This window comes from Pseudochelatococcus lubricantis (assembly GCF_011762225.1).
Classification (GTDB): domain Bacteria; phylum Pseudomonadota; class Alphaproteobacteria; order Rhizobiales; family Beijerinckiaceae; genus Pseudochelatococcus; species Pseudochelatococcus lubricantis.
In genome coordinates, this window is sequence record NZ_JAASQI010000005.1 from 118136 (window position 1) to 138235 (window position 20100).

Consider the following 20100-nt stretch of genomic DNA (forward strand, 5'->3'; position numbering starts at 1 on the left):
CGCGATCAGTTGTCGGCGAGCCATTGGCCGACGCCCGGCCAGATGTCCCTGTTGACGTCGGCGCCGACGAACAGGCCGAGGTGGTTGCCCGGCACGATGATCTTGCGGATATCTGCCTTCGCCGTGCCGATGAAGCGCTCGGCGGCGAAGAGCTGTTCGCTGCCGACCACCTCGTCCTGCTCGGCCGCGATCAGCGTCACCGGGGAACGGACCCGTTTCAGATCGATCGGAACGCCGAGCACCTGAAAGTCGCCGCTGACAAGCCCATTATTCTGGAGCAGCCTGCCCACCACGTCCAGAAAATACCGCCCCGGCAGGTTGATGGTCGCGCCGAACCAGTGCGTGAAGCGCTCCACGAGCGCCGCGCGCTGCGCTGGCGACGCATCCGCGCCGAGTTGCAGCGACATGGCGGCGTATTCGTCGTTGATTCCCGCCGGCGCCCAGAACTTGAGGAAGCGGGCGCCTTCGACGATGCCGCGATCGAGCGCCACCAGCCGCTCCACCACGGCGAGCGGTATCCCGGCGGAAAGGGTTGTCAGGCGCGTCGTCTGCGCGCTCATGTCGACCGGCGCGCCGACGAGCACCAGCTTGTCGACCTTCTCGGGAAAGCGGGCGGCATAGGCGAGCGCCATCCAGCCCCCCTGGCAAAGGCCGATGAGATGCACTGGCGGATCGAGATGGTCGACGACAACGTTGAGATCGCTGAAATAGCTGTCGAGCGACTTGTTCCGCATTTCGTCGGTCGCCGACCGCCAATCGATGACGAACGTGTCGGACAGGCCGGCGTCGAGCAGGCTGGCGACGACGCTATGACCCGGCGCGAAATCCGCGATCAGCGCGCGGACGAAGGCGAGCGGCGTGCAGATGAGCGTGGCCGGGCCGCGGCGCTCTCCCCGCGCGAACTCCCGCAAGGTCACGGCTTCGAGTTCGAGCGCCACCTTGTGATCGGTCGTCCAGTCCGGCAGGATGCAGGCACTTTTCTCGGCTTCGACGGCGGCCAGTTCGGAAAGGCTCTTCGCCATGGCGGTCGCCATGCGGCCGGACGCATCCATAGCCAGCGCGGTCCAGATCAGGGGCAGGCGAAACGGGGTGAACGTCGGCGCGGCGGCCTTGGAACGCGCGTCGTCTTCCGTTGGACCGGAATGGTGCCTCGTCGCATTCACCGGCGTGCCTCCTCCCATGTCATCGCGGTACAGCGCGTCTGTCACGCGCGATGCGCCGATATCCGGTTTCTGCATCTGCGCGTGCGGAAAACCGCACCCGCATTTGCGACGACCGGTATACGCAGAATTATCGCACGTCCTTCACAGGGAAGATAGTCCGTCCGGCCGGCTCCGCCATTCGTCAAAGGTCGAGGCGGACCCGCGTATTCCTGTTCTCCGACACATCGGCGGTCAGCATGGACAGCGCATCGATGATGCCGCCGATGGAAAGCGCGAGACGCTCCGCATGCCTTGCGATGTCGGGCGAGCGGGCGTCGCCGTAGACCGCCGCGCGGCGCTTGACGCCGTTGTCCTGATACTGGGTGGCGCGCTCCTCGGCCGTGTGGCCCCAATGGACGGGCTGGTTCGCGGCGCGCTCGGCGGCATCCAGTTCCTCAAGCATCTTTTCGAGGATAAGGTCGTTCAGCGCGGCGGAAGCGCCATTGGACAGAACCCGGTTCCGCAACTGCGCCTTCTCCGCGGAAACATTCGTCGGCGTGCCGCCTGCCTGGAGGAACTGGAACTCGGCGTTCTTGCCCGCGAGCAGGGCCTCCTGCCGGGTGATCTCGTCGATAGTGGCCGTCAGGCCGGCATCGAGATTTGCGATGTCCGCATCCGCGCGCTCCTTTTCTCCGTTGAGTGCGGCAAGGGCTGCCTCCAGCGGGACGAGGCCGTCCGTCAGCGCGGCGATTTCCCTCTCGATGGCTTGCCGCTCGGCCTGCGTGGCGCCGCTGTCCAGCGCCGTGAGCCGGTTCCGGGCGTCGCGCAAGCGCTCCGCCTGTGTGTCAACCGCAGCCTGAGCGGCAACGATCCTGCCGCCGAGGCTCGTGCTTTCCACCTGCCGGGTCTGCAGGCTGGCCTGAAGCCCCTGCTTCCACGTGTCCAGCGTCGCGATGTCGTTCTCAAGGACGGCGGCCTCGTCCTCCAGTCTCGCCAGCATTTCGGCCACAGAGGGGCTCTCGGCCGCGATTGCGCGGATGCGTGCGCTGAGGGCGCCGTTCCGGGTGCCTTCGTTCACGATGCGCAGTTTCTCATTTTCGGCCAGCACCTGCGCAGCGACGACGCTTGACAGGGCGGCATTTTTCGGCGCGCTGATGCCGAGCCGGCCGACCGTTGACCGCCCGAGGCCGAGGTCGAGATAGGGCATCGTCTGCGCTGCGGAAACGGGCGGAATCGAAAGCGCCCGCCCCGCGGCAGCAAGCTGTTCGTCGGACGCCGCGGCGGGCGTCGATACGCCGCCGGAGATTGCAGAAGTCGACATGGTGCGGCCCTCCAGCATGAAACGGAGAGAAGGGTTTCGGCCGGCGCTCCGGCCCGTTTCGTCCGATTATGCACGCAATCGCCACCTTCCCTGTGCCGTTCGGCACAATTGGCGGACGGATCGTTCGCTATGGTCGCGAAACGTGAGGACGCCAACCCCCGACGGCGCCAGCACGGCGGGCAGCATATCGGCCGCACGAGGCAAACCGAGCGCAAGAGGAACGCCGGCATGAGTACGCACACCCACGCCGCAGGCCAGTCGGCGTCGCACGGCTTATCCGGCCATGATGACACGGTCGCCGTCATCGGGATGATTGAGGACTGGCTGGCGGAACGCGGGCAACGGCCCGGGCAGGACTGGCATGGCCTGCTGACGACGATCTGCGACCGGTTGCGCCAGATTCGGGAAAATCCCGTCATGCGGGACGATCCCGTCGTAAGGCGCGTTTTCGATGACATGCTGGCCGCCGAAGGGATAGCGGGCCTTGCCGCGCAGATCGACCGCCTCGGGGTGCGCGCCGCCTACATCATCGCCCGTCTGGCGGAAGCCGGGCCCATCGGCGCGGCGCGAGCCCCCTCGCTGTCTTCGCCGAAAAAGCCCGCCGGACGCATCACACTCCGGCTCTGATCGTTCAGGAGAACGCCATGTCCATCTCGTCGGTGAAGGATACTCCCCTGTTTACCCCGGCGGAAATACCGGTCGCCGAAGCCACAGGAGAGGTGCGCCCGCTGGAAGAGGTTCCGCAGAACATCGGCGCCGGTGCGGGGGAAATGGCGTTTGGCGACGAGGTGCCGCTGCTCGTCACCCCCGCCTCTGCATCGCTGCTCTCCGCGCTAGCGGCGACGCAGGGTTCCATCATCGAGGACGGTGACAGGGTCACCTTCACCTCCCGCGCACAGGCCGAGCTGATTCTGGGCATCTCGCTGCCGGCGGACGTCACCACCAACACTTTCATGGCGCTGAGGAACGGCGATGGCTCGACCTCATGGCTGCCGGTGACACTGAAGCGCACCGGCACCGGCAGCATCCTCAACTCCGGCCAGAACGGTGTGACCGCGGAACCCGCGGGCGCCGTGATCACGCTGCCCGGCGGGCAAACGCCGCCCTTCACCGCGGACGCCTTCCTGGCGATGCATTCGGACGAACAGGTCGCGGCGATATTGCGCTTCGGCACGGTCACGACGAGCCCGCCGTCGACCTATCTGGAGATGACAGGCGCCACCGCAGTGCTCGACGATACGCACACGAAGGCCATCATCGTCGAACAACTGGACAGTCGTTCCATCAACACCCTGTCAGCGGCCGAGCAGCGCGCTGTCAATGCAAGGCCGGCATTCTCAGAGATCAAGTCGGCGCTGGGCCTCTCTACTGCAAAGCCATCAGCGGTTCAGGAGGCGATCAGCAGCATCAACTCGTTTCCGGTTCCGACGGGCACGAGCCTGACGCAAATGACCGAAAGCGACAGGAATCTGTTTATCGAGCAACTGAACATTATCCAGCAGAAGCTGGACAAACAGGTGTTCTTCAGCACGAAGACAGTGAATGAGGAAGTATCGGCCATTCTGAACCGCTTCAAGACCGCGCATGCCTACGGGAGCGTCAACGGAGAGTCCGGTGCGCGTGAGTACAGCCACTGGAAGAATCCGGACAATCACAGCGACGGCACGTACGACGCCAATAGGGCTTACCGGGTCGACAACATAATCAGCCTTGACAAGGGAGCCTCGGTGGCGACCGCGTACAAGACGTTCATCGAGCAGGAGAAACGCCTGCTTGAGCTGGCGCTTTCGCGTCAGAATACTGAAACGACGATTTCAGGCGGAAAGAATCTGGACCTGCCGAGCATCATATTCAGGCTTCAGCTTTACTATAACCTGCAATCCGAGAGCCTCATATCCATAAAGTCGGAAGAGGTCAATCAGCAGAACGAGTTAATAAAGACATATGGATATATGCAGCAGCGTGTGAGCTATATCACGAGCAAGGGCAAGGATAGCTCCAGATATGTTATTCCGGAAGATTTTCACGATCAGGGTGCCACCGCTTTTTATCAGTTCGAGGATCGCTACAAGGATGTCGATGACCTTTTGTACTTTGGCATGCCGAGTATGTTCGACTCGAAACCCGTAGCGCGATTCAATGAAACCTCTGTCTATGCGACGCAACAGCATCCGATAGAGGCTTTGCGCAATATCACCAGACCGAGCTTTTCCTTCTTTACGGATGCCGATTCACAGCAGAACAGCAGAGGACAATACGCAGACTACAAGATGAGCGCCTGGTCCACTTTCGGCACACAGCTTTCGGATACCGTCACCCTGATCAATCAGGAAACTCAGATCCAGATGAACGCCATCAGCACTCTCGAAAAGGAGAAGAACCGCTATTTCGAGATGGGGAACAATGCGCTCTCCAAGCTGAACGAGATCATTCAGAGCATTGCCCGGGCCGTCTGACACGCCGGGCCGCATTGGCAGATAATGAGCCTTGCCGTGAGCGGGCAAGGCGGAGCATTCATTCCGGGGCATCCATCCCATGCGCATCAAGAACCTGGACACCGGTATCGAATCCATCTCGCGTTGGCGGGTTGACGACGAATTTCATCTGCCCGACGAGCCGGGACAAGCCGCCGCCTATCTGCCGGTTTATCGCCCCCTGCACGAGGTTCTCAACCGGCCGACCCTGGACGAGCGCCTGCCGGACCTGCTTCAGCCGGCAGCGGTGGACCCGGAACTGATGGAGCCGGCGCGGCTCGCGGACGCGCGGGTGGACGTGCGCACCCTGCTCGCCCAGCACGCCGCCGCCGCCGCCGGCGCGCGGAAAACAGCCTTCGAGCGCGCTCTGGACCTGATCGATCGCGACCTGCTGCTGGATTCCGAGGTGCGCGCATCCCTTGCGGCGTTGTTTCGCGGATGAGCGACATCGTCCCCCATCGGCCGCCGCACGCGGGCAGCCCGCGTCGGCGGGAGCGCGACTTCCTGTTGCTCAACATCTTCGTGTTCGCGCAGCATGGTTATGTCGGGCGGGCGCGCACGCTTGCGGACGCGCTGTATCTGATGGGTGATTCGAGCGCCGAGGTGCTCTTCACCCGCGCCGTGACGCGCTTCCTCACGCAGGACTGGGCCGACACGCTCCGGACGCTGGAGGAACTCGACCGTGCCGACCCAATCGAGCGTTTCGGCACCTATCGCCCCACCCCGCAGCATCGCATGCGCCGCTACATGAAGGCGCGCAGCCTCTTTGCGCTCGATCTGCGCGACAGCGCCGGGGATACGCTTGAGGCCTACCTGCGCCATGGCGTCAGTGGCGTAGAGGAGCCGGAATAATGCCGGAGGCCGGGTCCTGATGGACAAGGCGGAATATAATTCGAAAAAGGCGCGTATCTGTCATTTGCGTCACAGATGAGCGGAGATAACGGCGATATTGTCGGGAAACCGGGCGGGAAGTGTACTGCCGGACGACCCTTGAAGGAGCAACAGATGTCATTCCTCGACCGCGTGGCTATCCCGCCGGACGCATCAAGCACTTTCACGGCGGCGGCCAGCCCGGCTATAGGGAAGTATTTCCGTGACGTCTGCGGTATCGATGGAGATCCGCGGGAGTACGTCTGCGAATGGATCGGCCGGATCGCTGCCGGCAACACGCCAGCGAAGGCTCTCGGCCTGACGGAGGAGCATGTCGACGCCCTGCTCTCCCAGGCGCGCGATCTCATCCAGGCCGGTGCACCCGCCAGGGCGCGCGACAAGCTGCTGCTCGCGCTGCTGCTCGATCCCATGGAGGAGCGCGCGCTCTACGCTGCCGCAGTCACCCTGCAAATGGAAAGCCGCTTCGCCGACGCGGGCCGGGCCTATGCCTTCTACATCTGGCGCAAGCCGCTCGACCCCTTGGGGTACCTGCGTGTCGGCGAATGCCTGCTGGGCGACGGCGTCCTCGACGAGGCGAAGGAATTCGTCGAGGCCGCGCGCTCCGCCGCCGATGAGTTGCAGGACACGCAGACAGTACAGCACGCGACGACGCTGCTGGCGTTCATCGACAGCCGCCGGGCCGTCATCCAGGGCTGATCCGGCACCGCCTTGGCCTTCATCCGCAAGTCGAGCGGCCCGGTGGTCACTCGACTGTCTCCCGGAGGAACATACAGATGTCCACGACTCTCACCAATCAGGCTGTTACGTCGCGCGGAGTCTCCGACAGCGCGACTGTCGTCCCCACTGTCACCGGCGAGGTGACTGAAACGACGGTGGGTGCCGGCGTCGCCACGCAGGCTGGCGCCGTGCCGGATGCGCAGGCCCAGCAGGTTGCCGCCGGCGTGCTCGCGGCGTTGAACTTCCAGTCGCTGCTCGCCTCCATTAACGAGAAACTGCCGCGTATCAACAATGACGACACGGCAGTGCTCATTTTGCAAGTCGCCTCCGCAATCGACAAGAATCAGAAACTGATTCAGGAAGAGAGCGTCAAGAATGCCTCGGCCAAGCGGCGCGACGACATTGCCGAATATGGCGACAAGCTCAGGAAGGCGCTTGAAGCGCAGGAGAAGGCGGCCAGCAAGTCTTTCTTCGGCAAGCTGTTTTCCCGCATCGCCAGTTACATCAGCGGTGCCCTGATGGTTGCTGTGGGTGGTGCGCTGGCCGCGACAGGCGTCGCCACCCTGGCCGGCGGCATCATGATCGGCGTCGGCGCGCTGATGATCGCCGATCAGATCACGAAGGACGCAACCGGCTCCGGCATTGGCGCGAAACTCGGCCGCTACGGCGATCTGGTTTTCTCGCTCGGCCTGGCCGCAGCCTCCGTCGCGGCCGCCGCCCTGACCGGCGGCTCAACGCTTGCGACGGCAGTTACGGCCACATCGAGCGTTATAAACGGCGTGGTGCAGGTGGCTTCCGCTGGCATTAACCTCGACGCTGCCCTAGCACAGGTCGATGCCACGAAGCAGCAGGCCGAAACGAAAGAGTTTGAAGCCAAGACCCAGGCGGAGCAGAGCTTTACCGACCTCGTGCTGCAGATACTCGTGGAAACATCCAAGCGGATCAACGGCATCATCGATGCGGGCTCCGAAGCCATCAACGAGCGCGGCAATGTCCTCAGCCGCGCCAAGCTGACGGCCTGACCGCCGGATGTTCGGTTCTCGTATTATTTATTCCAGGGAGTTTTCATCATGAGCATTGCCAACACGCAGACACCTCCCACGTCTGCAGTTTCGGGCTACAACGGTGCAGCCGCTCTGTCCATGACCGGCGCGAAGGAAGCGGAGAAGACGACGGGCAAGGGCAACGCAGGCGACGAAGAGAGCGCATTGCCCCCCGCAGGCCGTCAGCGGGTTGCCGCCACGGGCAAGGCAGCCGGCGCGCCGGCAACCGCCGCCGACGTCGCGCAGCTCGAAGAGGCGATCAACCGGCTGAACGCCCTGATGAGTCAGAGCAACGGTATTGATTTGCTCGGGCGCCTGGTCATCGAAGCCACCAACGCAGGCTATCAGTCCGAGCGCCTCGTCTCCCAGCTTGAGGCCAAGAGCGCGGAAATCGAGTTTCTCAATCAGGCCGACAAGATGTCTGATGCCTCAAGCAAGATGCTGACATCGGCAATCGTCACGGCAACGCTTTCGTTCGTTTCGGGCGGCATACAGATCGCCGGCGGCGCCTCGGGGCTTCGCTCGGCCAGCAAGGCCGCGTCCGGTGCCGGCAAGGTGGACAAGGCCGCCGATATCACCGACAAGGCCGCCGCGGCGTCGAACAATGTCGCTGCCAGCCCCGCCCCGACTGTTGCCGAAAACGCCGTTGCGGCATCGAACAACGTTGTGGCCAATCCCGCCCAGACTGCGACTGACAGGGCTGCTGCCGCAGCAAACAACGTTGCTGCCGACGCCGTCCAGACGGCGGCCAGCGAGGCAGCGGCCCAGAAAGCCAGATCTCTCCAGTCGGTGCTCGCGGGCGTGACGGGCGCGATTGATGGTTCGGGGATGCTCACCAAGGGTATCCTCGATTCCGATGTCAAGCGCGACGAGGCGCAGGGCGCCGTCTATGCGGCCGCCGCTCAGCGGCACAACGCCACCCGGGAGCAGGAAAGCGCCGTCGTCCAGGCGCTGACGGCGACGCTGCTGTCGCTTCTGTCCGGCATCAAGGAAGTGCAGGAGGCCGAAGTCGATGCCATGCGCGCCATCACGGCAAGGGGGTGAACCGACGATGCCGGGGATGTGCAGCAGGGAAGCCGCCTGATGAACGGCTTCCGCGACATCATTGCCAGATTGTGGGACACGCTCGATCTGGGCGCCCCCGCCTTTGCCGCCGACAATGCGGTGGAGCTAGAGACCGACGAGGTCGTCGTGAGGCTGAGCCCCGCCGTCAGCGGATACGAGATGGTACTTTCCGCCACTGCCGGCCATCTCGCCTCCGACCCCGTGGAGCGGATGGCACAGACGCGGCAAATGTTGAAAAGCAACCTGCGCCATCTGACGATAAGCTCAGCGCTGGTTGCACTCGGCCGTGGCGACATGGCCGAAACGATTTTTATTCGCAAGAATATAACCTATACGAGTATTAGTATTTCTCGTATAATTTCGCTAATAGAAGAATTTATTGTTCATTATAGACATATAAAAGAAATTATTTATAATAAATACAATGATAAATATGATAGATATCGTGAGATATCTACTTTAAATAAATCTCATAAAATGAATTTTATTTTCCGTCCGTGAAGGTGTAAACTTGCGGTGAACTTCATCGCGAGAGGCGTAATAATGGCTATCATCGAATCCGCCCCTATCGAACCCTCCGGCATCGAATCGCTTGCGCCGGGGCAATCCATTCGTGAGTATCTTGGCCTCCAAATCGCACATCTGCTTCCCGGACTGGACGTTGCTGCCGGCATGCTACGGCGCGGCGAACACGATCAGGCGCTGCGGACGTACGCCACCCTCGTCCTGTGCGATCCCTCCGAAATCCGCTTCCAGATCGGGCTGGCGACCTGCGCGCTGGAAATCAGGGAGTTCCACATCGCTCTGCAGGCGGCTTCCGCCGTCATTGCCTCGGCGCCGGACAGTCCGATGGGCTATTTGATTTCAGGCCGCGCCTCCCTCGGCCTGCTCGATTTCGATGCGGCTATCGATGATCTGCAGGACGCCATCCGCGTGGCGCGGGAGACGGGCGACGATGCCGTGGCGAAAGAGGCTGCCGCCCTGCTGCAGCGTGCCATCGTCGCGAAGGAAGTCCAGGCCCGGAACTGATAGTCAGCCACGTTCATCGAGGCCCACGGCTCGGGGCCTGCCAATTCCGGAGCAACCCATGGCGCTACGCCCTGACGATGTCACCCTCGCCCACGCTACTGCCCGCCTCGGCGTCGGCGGCGATGATCTGGCGGCTCTGGGGGAGACGTTTTGTCAGGCGATGGCCGCGCTCGGCATCGATGGCGCGCCGGTGTTCGAGCATCTGGCGGCGGGAAGGGATATCGGACAGGCGCTGTCGGTTTCGTCTGAGGTGATCGATGCACTCTATGCCCGCGCTCACGGCTGGTTCGCGCTGGGGCGGGCCGGGCGCGCTCTGACGCTGTTCCGGGCTCTCTGCCTGCTCGACGCCGGCAATGCCGACTACTGGGTCGGTTACGGCGTGTGCCTGCGCCTGACGCAGCAGCCGGAACACGCGCGCCGGGCCTTCACCGCCGCCGCGCGCCTGCGTCCGGCGTGGGCAGTCCCGCATTTCCATGCCCTTGAACTCGCTATCGCGATCAAACGCCCGGATGAGGCGCGTGTCAGCCTGGCCGCCTATGAGGAACGTGCGAGCCGGGAGACGCCGCCCGCCATCGTGCAGGAGGCGCGGCGCCTGCGCGCATTTCTCGCCTCCTGGCCGGAGGTCCCGTGCAGGTCGGCCGACACACCGCATCCTGCAGGGTCTCCGTGAGCGTCGCCGCCGGTCTACGCCAGCCCGGTGCGACGCTGCCTCTGCTTCTTCAACACGATGGCCGCCGCGGCGGCGAGCAGCGTGCCGACGATGAAGAGAAAGGCGGCGGCGGCGATCGCCGGGCTGATGTTCTCGCGGATCGTCGAGAACATCTGGCGCGCCAGCGTGCGTTGGTTGGGGCCGGCGACGAACAGTGTCAGCACGACCTCATCGAGCGAGGTGGCGAAAGCCAGCACCGCGCCGGACGCAATTCCCGGCATCGCCAGCGGCAGCGTCACGCGCTGCAACACCGTGAAGGGAGAGGCACCGAGGCTGAGCGCCGCGCGCTCCACCCGCCGGTCGATGCCCTCCAGCGAGCCGGAAACGCTCACGACCACGAAGGGGATGGCCACCACCGTATGGGCGGCGATGACGCCAAGATAGGAGTTGGCGACGCCGAGCCGCACGAACAGGATCTGCATCCCGACGCCGAGCACCACCGCAGGAACGACCATGGGCAGCAGGAACATCGTCCGGAACAGTCCGCCGAGTACGACGCGCCCGCGCAGGCCCAGAGCGGCCGTCGTGCCAAGCACCGTCGCGAGCATCGTGGTGCCGCAGCCGATCACCAGGCTGTTGACGATGGATCGCCGCCAGGCGTCGGCGGTGACGAGTTCGTTGAACCACCGCATCGAGATGCCCGGCATGGGATAGGTGAGGAATGCCCCGGATGTGAAGGCCAGCGGCAGGATGGCGATGAGCGGAACGATGAGGAAGAACACCGCCGCTGCGCCGAAAAGCACCTGTAACGTTTTCAGCATCGCTTACGCCCTCGCCGTCTTGTCGGAGGAAAGCCAGCCGTAGACCATATAGAGAAGCAGCGTCGCGGCGAGCAGAACGATGCCGAGCGCCGCCGCCATGCCCCAATTGGCGGAGCCGGTGGCGTAGAATGCGATCACGGACGAGATCATCTGGTCCTGCGCGCCGCCGATCAGGGCCGGCGTGATGTAGTAGCCGATCGCGGCCATGAACACGAGCAGCGCCCCGGACGCGACGCCACGCAGGCTCAGCGGCAGCAGAACCCGCAGGAACGCCAGCAGCGGGTGCGCCCCCAGCGAGGCGGCGGCCGGCATCAGCGTTTTCGGAATGGTGATCAGGACGCTGTAGATCGGCAGCACCATGAACGGCAGCAGGATGTGGGCCATCGCGATGACCACGCCTACACGGTTGAAGATGAGGCGCAAAGGCGCGTCCGTCAGCCCGAGGGACTGGAGCGCATCATTGACGAGGCCGTTGTCCTGCAACAGGATATACCACGACGCGGTTCTCACCAGCAGCGAGGTCCATAGCGGCAGCAGCACGGCGCCGAGCAGAAGCTGGCGCCGCCAGCCGGTCATCGCGGCGGCGAGCATCGCATAGGGCAGCCCGATGGCGAGGCAGACAAGCGTCACCAGCGCCGAGACCCAGAAGGTGCGCAGCAGGATGGTGAGATTGGCCGATTCATCGGCGCCGAGCGCGACGATCGCTCCCGTGCCGTCGCGGGAAAGGTCGACAGCCGCGAGAAGATGCTGGTCGGTGAACGGCGAGAGCGTGCCGGCGATGGCCTGCCAATAGGCAGGATTGCTCCAGCGCTTGTCGATCTCCTCCAGGTCGACCGCCTCGGGCGCGGTCGTCTCTCGGGACTTGTCGACGGCGGTGCGTGTCTTCGGCAGCAGGGTGCGGAAACCTGCCTGCGCGCTGTTCAGGCGCCGCACCAGGTCGCCGAACAACTGCTGGTCCTCGATACCGCGCAGGTCGGTGACGAGGGCGGCCTTCATGGCGGCTGTGGGCGGCGATTGCCTGTTCCAGTCAGCGGCGGCGTCCACCATCGTCGGCAGGGCGTGGCTGACGGTGGCGTCCGACACGGACTCCTTCAGCACGGTCACGAGCGGCCAGACGAAGAACAGGGCGATGAAGAGCGCGAGCGGTGCGACCAGCGCGAGCGCTCCGACCCGTTGTCGGAAGCTGACCTCGCTCATGATGCGATCACCCAGCAGTCTTCGGGCTGGAAGGAGGCGACGACGGCCGCGCCCTGCGGCCATTCGGCCGTGCGGCGGTCCGAGCGCACGATGAAGCCGTGCGCGCCGTCGTCGAGCTGCACGCGCAGGTGGTCGCCCTGATAGACGCTGTCGACGACGGTGGAGCGCAGTGCGTTGCCGCGTTCTCCCGCGTCCGGACCCAGGTGGATGCGCTCCGGCCGTACCGATACGAGTACTTTGGCTGAGGTTGTGGCCGCCGTGCCGGCCTGTACCCTGATCTCGCTTCCGCCCGCGAGGCGCACCGTGGCCATGTCGGCCTCGACCCGCTCGACGGTTCCCTCGATGAGATTGGTTTCGCCGATGAATTCGGCGACGAAGCGGGTCGCCGGGTGATCGTAGATTTCGCGCGGGGTGCCGATCTGCTCGATAATGCCCTTGTTGAACACAGCGATGCGGTCGGACATGGTCAGCGCCTCGGACTGGTCGTGAGTGACGAAGACCACGGTGAGGCCGAGCCGCATGTGCAGCTTGCGGATGTCGAGCTGCATCTGCTCGCGCAATTGCTTGTCGAGGGCGCCGAGCGGCTCGTCCATCAGCACGACGGCCGGCTCGAACACCAGCGCGCGGGCCAGGGCGATGCGTTGCTGCTGGCCGCCGGAAAGCTGTGCCGGATAGCGCTCGCTCATGGCGCCGAGCTGGACCATGTCAAGGGCGCGCTTGACCCGTTCCGCGATCTCCGCCTTCCTCACGCCCCGCATCTGCAGGGGAAAGGCGATGTTGTCCGCCACCGTCATGTGCGGGAACAGGGCGTAGTTCTGGAACACCACGCCCATGTCGCGTCGGTAGGGCGGCAGATGGTCGATCCGCTTGCCGTCGAGCCACACCCCGCCGCCTGTAGCGGATTCGAAGCCCGCGAGTATCATCAGGAGCGTCGTCTTGCCAGAGCCGGAAGGCCCGAGCAGGCTGATGAATTCTCCCTTTGCGATGTCAAGCGACAGGCCGTCTATAACCCGCAGGCTGCCATAGGATTTCGTGATTTGATCGAAACGGATGCGTGGAATCGCCAATGGGAGCGCTCCTTCCGGCAACGAGAATTGAACCCGGGACATTTGCAATCCGCTGCCGCGCGGACGGTTGTACCGTGCGGCAGCGATTTCGCACCGCTTACCGGGCGAGCCACGCATTGAAGCGCTGGGTCAGCGCCTCGGCATTGTCGATCCAGAAGTCAACGTCGAGCGCAAGTGCGTGCTCAAGGTTCGCGGGCGCGGTCGGCAGGTCGGCCTGAAGCTCGGGCGTCACCGCCGCCGCCGCCGCCTTCACGGGAAGGCCGTAGGCGATGTACTGGGGCAGCTTCGACTGGTTTTCCGGCTTGCTGGCGAAGGCGATGAAGTCCATGGCCGCGTCCTTGTTTTCCGCGCCCTTGAGGATCACCCAGCTATCGACAGCGTAGATGCTGCCTGGCCACACGATCTTGAAATTCTTGCCCTCGGAGCGGTTGATACCGGTGATGCGGCCGTTGTAGACGCTGGTGAACGCAACCTCGCCGGAGGCGAGAAGCTGCAGCGGCTGGGCGCCGGCCTCCCACCACACGAGGTTCGGCTTCAGTTCATCGAGCTTGCGGAAAGCGCGGTCGACGCCCTCCGGCGTGGCGAGCACGTCGTAGACCTCCTTGACGGGCACGCCGTCGGCGAGCAGCGCGAACTCCAGCGTGTACTTGGGGCCCTTGCGCAGCGCGCGCTTGCCGGGAAACTTCTTCGTATCCCAGAAATCCGCCCAGGACTGCGGGCCTTCCTTCAGCTTGTCGCCATCGTAGGCGATTGCCGTGGACCAGACGATGGCGCCCACGCCGCAGTCGCTGACTGCGGAGTCGAGGAAGCTGTCGCGCCCGCCCAGCTTGTCCCAGTCGATTTCCTCAAAGAGGCCGTCGTTGCAGCCGAGCGCAAGCTCCTCCGCCTCCACCTGCACCGCGTCCCAGTTGGGGTTGCCCGCCTTGATCTTCGCTTGCAGGATGCCGATGCCGCCATCCCACGCCTCGTCCAGAACGGGTTTGCCGGTCTGCGCGGCGAAGGGCTTGAAGTAGATTTCCCGCTGCGCATCCTGATAGTTGCCACCCCACGAGACGACGGTCAGATCGCGTGCGGAGGCCGCGCCCGGCGCAATGGCCGCAGCAAGAGCCATGATCGCGCCGGACAGGAGCATAACGCTACGTTTTTTCATGTCATATCCCTCTGTTCACAGATTTCGCTTGTGTTTTATTATTGTGATATCGGCCGGGACCAATGTTCAAATTTGCTTTGCGACGGTGTCGAGTGTCAATGCGAAGCGCGACAGCAAATCGTCTACCTCGCTCTCGGTGATGATCAGCGGCGGGCAGAAGGCGATGGCATCGCCCATGGCGCGGCTGATGACACCGTTGGCCTGCAGACCTGCGTTCACCAGCCCGCCCAGCGTGCCGGCGGGTTCGAGAGCCTTCTTCGCGGCCTTGTCCGTCACCAGTTCGACAGCCGCGATGAGGCCGACGCCGCGAACCTCGCCGACGAGGGGATGGCCGGCGAGCGCGTGCAGCCCCTCCAGCAGACGCCTGCCGCTTGCCACGGCGTTCGCCACCAGCCCCTCTTCCTCGATGATGCGGACGTTCTCAAGCGCCACCGCCGCCGCGACCGGATGCCCGCCGGCCGTGAAGCCGTGGCCGAAGGTGCCGATCGTGTTGCTCTGGTCCATGATGGGCGCGACGAAACGCTCGTTGGCGATGATCGCCGAAATCGGCAGGTAAGAAGACGACAGCGCCTTGGAGACGACCATGACGTCCGGCTTCAGGTTGAACGTCTCGGTGCCGAACATCCGCCCCGTGCGCCCGAAGCCGCAGATCACCTCGTCGGCGACGAACAGGATGTCGTATTTGCGCAGCACCGCCTGGATCTTGTCCCAATAGGTCGCGGGCGGCACGATGACGCCGCCGGCACCCATCACCGGCTCGGCGAAGAAGGCGGCGACCGTCTCCGGCCCTTCCGCGAGGATGAGCTGTTCGAGTTCGTCTGCCCGGCGGGTGGCGAACGCCTCCTCCGTCTCTCCCGGCAGCGCGTCGCGCCAGAAGTGCGGGCTGCCCGTGCGCAGGATGCCGGCCAGCGGCAGATCGAACGACTTGTGGTTGTTGGGCAGGCCGGTGAGGCTGGCGGAGGCGATGGTCACGCCGTGATAGGCGCGCTCACGCGCGATGACTTTCTTGCGTTCGGGCTGCCCCAGGGCGTTGGAGCGGTACCAGATCATCTTCAGGACAGTGTCGTTGGCTTCCGAGCCGGAGTTCGTGAAGAACGCCTTGCTCATCGGCACCGGCGCCATGGAGACGAGCTTTTCCGCGAGGTCGATGACCGGGCCGTGCGATTTGTGGGTAAAATCATGATAATACGGCAGTTTCTCGAACTGCCGCGCGGCGGCGGCGGCAAGGCGCTTGTCGCCGAAGCCGACCGCCACGCTCCACAGGCCGGCCATGGCCTCGATATAGCGGTTGCCGGCGTGATCGAAGACGTGGATGCCCTCGCCGCGGTCGATCACGAGAGGGCCGATCTCCTCATGCTTGCGGGCGTTCGTATAGGCATGAAGGTGATAGGCGATGTCGCGCGCCTCGGCGGAGTTGGGGGCGACGGGCGACACAGTATCGGATGTTGAAGTGGTCGACATGGCTTCCTCTCGTGATGCGTCTTCCGGGCATCGTGCGGCGTCGGGATGGCGCCGGACCGATCGCGGGGCCCGGCGGGGTTCGCGGCGAAGGGTACACAGCCCGCTGTAACGGCTGGACATGTCCGCCGCCGCGCGGCAGGCTCCGATGATGGCACCGGGACCGACGGCGTGCAAACGTTGCGGACGGGCGGCGATGGCGTAAGGCCACGAGACCGGTTGCCGCGGACTGCCGACCGCGCTCACCTGCCAGGCGGCAGCAGCCATCAGACCGCGATGCGCGGCTGCCTAGATGGACAGGCGCGCCCCCATGTCGATATTGCCGAGCATTGTGCTCCCCTCGAATATTATGCGTTAACGACTATCACCGTTCAAAAAAATGAGCAAGCGTTTTTGCTCATGTTGTAAGACGACCGGCAAGCCGCTATTCTTTCTGCATAAGGGGGGATTTGAATGCAGGACTTCGATGTGGGCGGCCGGCTGAAGGAATTACGGGTCGCCATGAATCTTTCCCAGCGGCGGCTAGCCGAGTCGTCCGGGGTTCCGCATGGCCAGATTTCGATGATCGAGACCAATAGAAGCAGTCCTTCTGTTGCATCTTTGCGCAAAATTCTGGGCGGTCTTGGGATATCGTTGTCAGAGTTTTTTGAGCCGGATTCAGCGATTCCTGCTGACGTGTTCTTCAAGCCGCAGGATCTGCGCGACCTGACATCCCGGCTTTTCACCACGCTCGGAGAGCCGACGGGACATATGTCCCTGCGGCAGGTTGGCGACGCGCGGGCGCACAATCTCCAGATACTCTACGAGCGTTACGATCCTGGCGCGGACACGGGCGCCTCCATGCTGGAGCACGTGGGCAGCGAAGGCGGCATCGTGATATCCGGCGAAATCGAGCTGATAGTCGGCGACCGCTCCGCGATCCTGAAGGCGGGCGACAGCTATCTGTTCAACAGCTCCGAACCGCACCGCTTCCGCAACATCAGCGACCGGGAGGCCGTCGTCGTCTCGGCCTGCAGTCCGCCCTACCTGTGAGCGCCGGGAGAGCCCCTGTCGCATCAAACCAAAAGCGTATGCGCTTCTTGGTTTGATGCGTTGACAAAGAGATGTAGTGGCAGCACGGTTCGGCTTGAAGGTGCGACTTCTTAGCCTTCCATGCACGCGGTGCGTGCAGGTGATCCATCCCGAAACTGCGGCAGACCCTCATTCACATATGTTAAATATAGCATTATAAATGTATAGTTCATGTTCAGGCGTGTGAGTAGCAGCGAAGGGCTTTCTTGTCGTGGTCGAAATAGTTGTACTGGAAGGGCCCCGGACGGCGGCCGGTTCCGGGCAGCGGAGCAAGACGCAGGCGTAGCATGCGAACGCGAAGCATTCGGAAAGTGTACGCCGAACTGGGCGAATTGATCGAGGCGGCCGCGCTGCAGCCCGACCGCTGGACGGATGTCGTCGCCGCGCTGCAGGTCGCTACCGGAGGAACGCGGATATCGATGCAATCGCACGATATGTCCCGCCCCACGGCCGAGCCGCTGATCGCTTCCGGATGGGATGAGAACGATCTGGACACGTATGGCCAATACTATGCCAACATCAATCCGTGGGCGGGGCCGCTGCAGAAGATGCCGCTGCTCGTGCCGACGCTGTCCGACCACGTCCTGCCTCTCTCGCAGCTTCGCAAGAGTGAATTCTACAACGACTGGCTCAAGCCGGTGCAGGCTGCGGACAGCGCCACGGGCGTGCGCCTGATCGATCGCGACGGACGCTTCGCGGTGCTCGCGGTGCACTACAGCTCGCGCCGAAGCGCACAGTTTCATCCCGAGTTGCAGAAGCTTCTCATGACGCTGGCGCCGAAAATGCGCGATGCGCTGGAGATGAACAGCCATACGTTCAGGCGCACGATCGCCGTGCCAACCGGATCGCTGGTGCATTCCATGTTCGAACCCGCGATCTGCGTCGACCGGGAAGGGCATCTGCTGGATTTCAACGCCGCCGCGGAAACCGGCCTGCTGAACCCCCGGATCATCCGCCTGTCGCCCGACAGGACGCTCTCGTTCGGCGCGGCGCAGGAGAATGCCGCGATCTACGGCGAGCTGCATAATGTCTGCGTGCACGGCAGGCCGTCGGTCGACAGCCCCACCATCTCCTTCGGGCCGTTCCGTTTCGCAGTGTCCTTTTTTGCACTCAACCGGCGTTTGATCCACTCGCCCCGCCGCGACGTCGGCAGCTTCTTCGCGGACAGGATCGTCGCGCTGCTCGTTTTCCGCGACATCCCGCAGCTCCGACAGAGCCGCGCGGAAAGCCTGCGAACGCTCTATCGTCTGACGCCCTCCGAGATAAGGGTGGCGGAAGCCTTCATGAACGGCAGCTCCCCGCAGGAATGCGCGAACGCAATCGGGATGAAGTACGAGACTTTCAGAAGTTACCTGAAGAACATCTACAAGAAGGTCGGCGTGCACAGCCAGAAGGAGCTGCTGCGCCTGCTGCAGGACAAGGACCGCTTGCCGGCCCGTTAAACCCCCGAGGTTTTGTCAGGGGTTCCAGAGCGCGTTCCGATCAGATGGAAGCATCCGACCGTTTCCGTGGAATGGCGACACGCTCTACGGCACCGGACGCGGGAAGCGTACGAGACCGAGGCGTTCGCGCCTCGTCCAGCGCACTATCATCAGCGTGGCGACGGTCGCCAGGCCGACGGCCAGCCCCATCCAGATGCCGGCGCCGCCCAGCCCGGCGCCGAACGCAAGCCCCACGCATAACGGAAGCCCGATGAACCAGTAGCCGACGATGGCGTAGATCATCGGCACGCGAGTGTCGTGCAGCCCGCGCAGCACCGCCGCGCCCAGTACCTGGCCGCCGTCGGCGAGCTGGAACAGCGCCGCGAAGGCGAGAAAGGTGACCGCAAGCTCGACCGCCCGCGCATTGAGCGGGTTGTGAATATCGAGGAACACGCTGACCAGCGTCACCGGCATGACCGTCATCAGCATGGCGGCAATGGCCATCGCCGCCATGCCGAGGCCGATGCCGATCCAGCCGGCGCGCGTCACGCCGTCCTTGTCGCCCGCGCCATGGGCGCGTCCCACACGCACGGTAACCGCCTGCGACAGCCCGACCGGCACCATGAAGGTGATGCCGGCGAGCTGTATCGCGACCGCATGCGCCGCCAGTTCCGCCTCGCCGAGCCAGCCCATCATGAAGGCGGCGGCGTTGAAGACGCTGATCTCGAAAGTGGAGAGGGCCGCGATCGGCAGCCCGAGCCGCCACAGAGCGCGAAAGCGCGGCCAGTCCGCCCGCCAGAAGAACCCGAAAAGGTGGTAGCGCCGGAAGCGTCTGTCCCGCAGGACGACGACCGCCATGGTCGTGAACAGGACGATGTTGGCGATCGTGCTGGCAAGACCGGAGCCGATCATCTCCAGCCGGGGAAAGCCAAGATTGCCGAACACCAGCAGCCAGTTCCCGAGGATGTTGAACAGAATGGCGGCGACGGCCGCGCCGAAGGCCCATTGCGGGCGTTCGAGCGCGGAAACGAACGACCGCAGCACCAGATAGCCGAGAAACGGCAGCAGCCCCCACATGAACACCCGCAGGTAGCTGCCCGCGAGGCGCGCAAGCTCCGGCGGCTCGCCGATGGCGCGCAGCACGGCGCCGCCGTTCCACAGGAGCAACGCGCAGGGAATGAAGACGATGATCGCCGACCACAGCCCCTGCCGCACCGTGCGCCGGACTTCGCGCACCGCGAAGCGGTTCTTACCCAGTTCGCGCGCGATCATCGGCGAGACCGCCGTCAGCAGGCCGAGCGAGAACAGCATCACGAGCGTATAGAGATTCGTGGCGAGCGTGCCGGCGGCGAGCGACTGCGAGCCGAGGCGGCCGATGAAGATGACATCCGTCACCGTGATGGCCATCTGCGCGAGCGTCGTCAGGACAAGCGGCCAGCCGAGCGCCGACGTGGCGCGCAATTCGCGCCGCCATGCGGGAAAGCCGCGGTCCGGCGAAGAGGTGGAAGTCGCCAATGAGGAAAGCTGCGTCATGATGAGGCACATCTAGCTGAAAAAATGTGCAATCGCCATGACCGCTGCCGG

20 protein-coding genes are annotated in these 20100 nt (G+C 64.0%); 12 read left to right on the plus strand and 8 right to left on the minus strand.

The genetic code is table 11. The annotated features are described in order from the left end of the window. Positions 1-5: 5 nt before the first annotated feature. Entirely contained in the window at positions 6-1208 is a 1203-nt protein-coding gene (locus FHS82_RS11750) for an alpha/beta fold hydrolase (RefSeq protein WP_208394206.1), read from the minus strand. A 136-nt stretch (positions 1209-1344) separates the two neighbouring features. Then, on the minus strand, positions 1345-2463 hold the full coding sequence (locus tag FHS82_RS11755; protein ID WP_166952937.1) for a coiled-coil domain-containing protein: 1119 nt from the start codon (positions 2461-2463) through the stop codon (positions 1345-1347). A gap of 228 nt (positions 2464-2691) precedes the next feature. Here FHS82_RS11755 and FHS82_RS11760 point away from each other — a divergent pair, with 228 nt between their 5' ends. From FHS82_RS11760 to FHS82_RS11805, 10 genes are all read left to right on the plus strand, one after another. Continuing rightward, a complete protein-coding gene (locus tag FHS82_RS11760) occupies positions 2692-3090 on the plus strand; it encodes a hypothetical protein (RefSeq protein WP_166952940.1) in 399 nt (132 codons plus the stop codon). Positions 3091-3107: 17 nt separating this feature from the next. Continuing rightward, entirely contained in the window at positions 3108-4919 is a 1812-nt protein-coding gene (locus FHS82_RS11765) for a hypothetical protein (RefSeq protein WP_166952942.1), read from the plus strand. A 79-nt stretch (positions 4920-4998) separates the two neighbouring features. Beyond that, a complete protein-coding gene (sctX, locus tag FHS82_RS11770) occupies positions 4999-5379 on the plus strand; it encodes a type III secretion apparatus assembly protein SctX (RefSeq protein ID WP_166952945.1) in 381 nt (126 codons plus the stop codon). Further along, positions 5376-5789: a hypothetical protein gene (locus FHS82_RS11775; RefSeq protein ID WP_166952948.1), complete on the plus strand. Its 414-nt coding sequence runs from the start codon at positions 5376-5378 to the stop codon at positions 5787-5789. Before sctX ends, FHS82_RS11775 begins: the two co-directional genes overlap by 4 nt. A gap of 153 nt (positions 5790-5942) precedes the next feature. Next, positions 5943-6524, plus strand: a complete 582-nt coding sequence (locus FHS82_RS11780) for a hypothetical protein (protein WP_166952951.1) — start codon at positions 5943-5945, stop codon at positions 6522-6524. Positions 6525-6601: 77 nt separating this feature from the next. Continuing rightward, positions 6602-7567 carry a type III secretion system translocon subunit SseC family protein gene (sctE, locus tag FHS82_RS11785; RefSeq protein ID WP_166952954.1) on the plus strand — a complete coding sequence of 322 codons (966 nt, stop codon included), beginning with the start codon at positions 6602-6604 and terminating at the stop codon, positions 7565-7567. 120 nt (positions 7568-7687) lie between these two features. Then, the gene (locus FHS82_RS11790; RefSeq protein ID WP_166952957.1) at positions 7688-8632 is read left to right on the plus strand and encodes a hypothetical protein; all 945 of its coding nucleotides are present in this window, start codon (positions 7688-7690) and stop codon (positions 8630-8632) included. A gap of 39 nt (positions 8633-8671) precedes the next feature. Next, on the plus strand, positions 8672-9154 hold the full coding sequence (locus FHS82_RS11795) for a hypothetical protein (RefSeq protein ID WP_166952960.1): 483 nt from the start codon (positions 8672-8674) through the stop codon (positions 9152-9154). 42 nt (positions 9155-9196) lie between these two features. Next, positions 9197-9682, plus strand: coding sequence for a hypothetical protein (locus tag FHS82_RS11800; protein WP_166952963.1), 486 nt, complete (start codon positions 9197-9199; stop codon positions 9680-9682). Positions 9683-9740: 58 nt separating this feature from the next. After that, on the plus strand, positions 9741-10352 hold the full coding sequence (locus tag FHS82_RS11805) for a hypothetical protein (protein ID WP_166952966.1): 612 nt from the start codon (positions 9741-9743) through the stop codon (positions 10350-10352). 14 nt (positions 10353-10366) lie between these two features. Here FHS82_RS11805 and FHS82_RS11810 read toward each other — a convergent pair whose 3' ends face one another. The 5 genes from FHS82_RS11810 to FHS82_RS11830 all read right to left on the minus strand — a co-directional run bounded on the left by FHS82_RS11810 (position 10367) and on the right by FHS82_RS11830 (position 16027). After that, entirely contained in the window at positions 10367-11152 is a 786-nt protein-coding gene (locus FHS82_RS11810) for an ABC transporter permease (protein ID WP_166952969.1), read from the minus strand. A 3-nt stretch (positions 11153-11155) separates the two neighbouring features. Next, entirely contained in the window at positions 11156-12349 is a 1194-nt protein-coding gene (locus tag FHS82_RS11815; protein ID WP_246225311.1) for an ABC transporter permease, read from the minus strand. Further along, the gene (locus tag FHS82_RS11820) at positions 12346-13458 is read right to left on the minus strand and encodes an ABC transporter ATP-binding protein (RefSeq protein ID WP_377591842.1); all 1113 of its coding nucleotides are present in this window, start codon (positions 13456-13458) and stop codon (positions 12346-12348) included. Before FHS82_RS11820 ends, FHS82_RS11815 begins: the two co-directional genes overlap by 4 nt. 55 nt (positions 13459-13513) lie before the next feature. Beyond that, on the minus strand, positions 13514-14548 hold the full coding sequence (locus FHS82_RS11825) for an ABC transporter substrate-binding protein (protein WP_246225325.1): 1035 nt from the start codon (positions 14546-14548) through the stop codon (positions 13514-13516). An 84-nt stretch (positions 14549-14632) separates the two neighbouring features. Beyond that, positions 14633-16027: an aspartate aminotransferase family protein gene (locus tag FHS82_RS11830; RefSeq protein WP_166952981.1), complete on the minus strand. Its 1395-nt coding sequence runs from the start codon at positions 16025-16027 to the stop codon at positions 14633-14635. A 465-nt stretch (positions 16028-16492) separates the two neighbouring features. Between FHS82_RS11830 and FHS82_RS11835 the strand changes: the two genes are divergently transcribed. Both FHS82_RS11835 and FHS82_RS21435 read left to right on the plus strand, forming a co-directional pair. Beyond that, the gene (locus FHS82_RS11835; protein ID WP_377591848.1) at positions 16493-17056 is read left to right on the plus strand and encodes a cupin domain-containing protein; all 564 of its coding nucleotides are present in this window, start codon (positions 16493-16495) and stop codon (positions 17054-17056) included. 350 nt (positions 17057-17406) lie between these two features. After that, entirely contained in the window at positions 17407-18537 is a 1131-nt protein-coding gene (locus tag FHS82_RS21435) for a LuxR C-terminal-related transcriptional regulator (RefSeq protein WP_166952987.1), read from the plus strand. Between the two features lie 84 nt (positions 18538-18621). Here the strand turns inward: FHS82_RS21435 and FHS82_RS11845 are convergent, their stop codons facing one another. After that, entirely contained in the window at positions 18622-20049 is a 1428-nt protein-coding gene (locus FHS82_RS11845) for an MATE family efflux transporter (protein ID WP_166952990.1), read from the minus strand. Positions 20050-20100 lie beyond the last annotated feature (51 nt).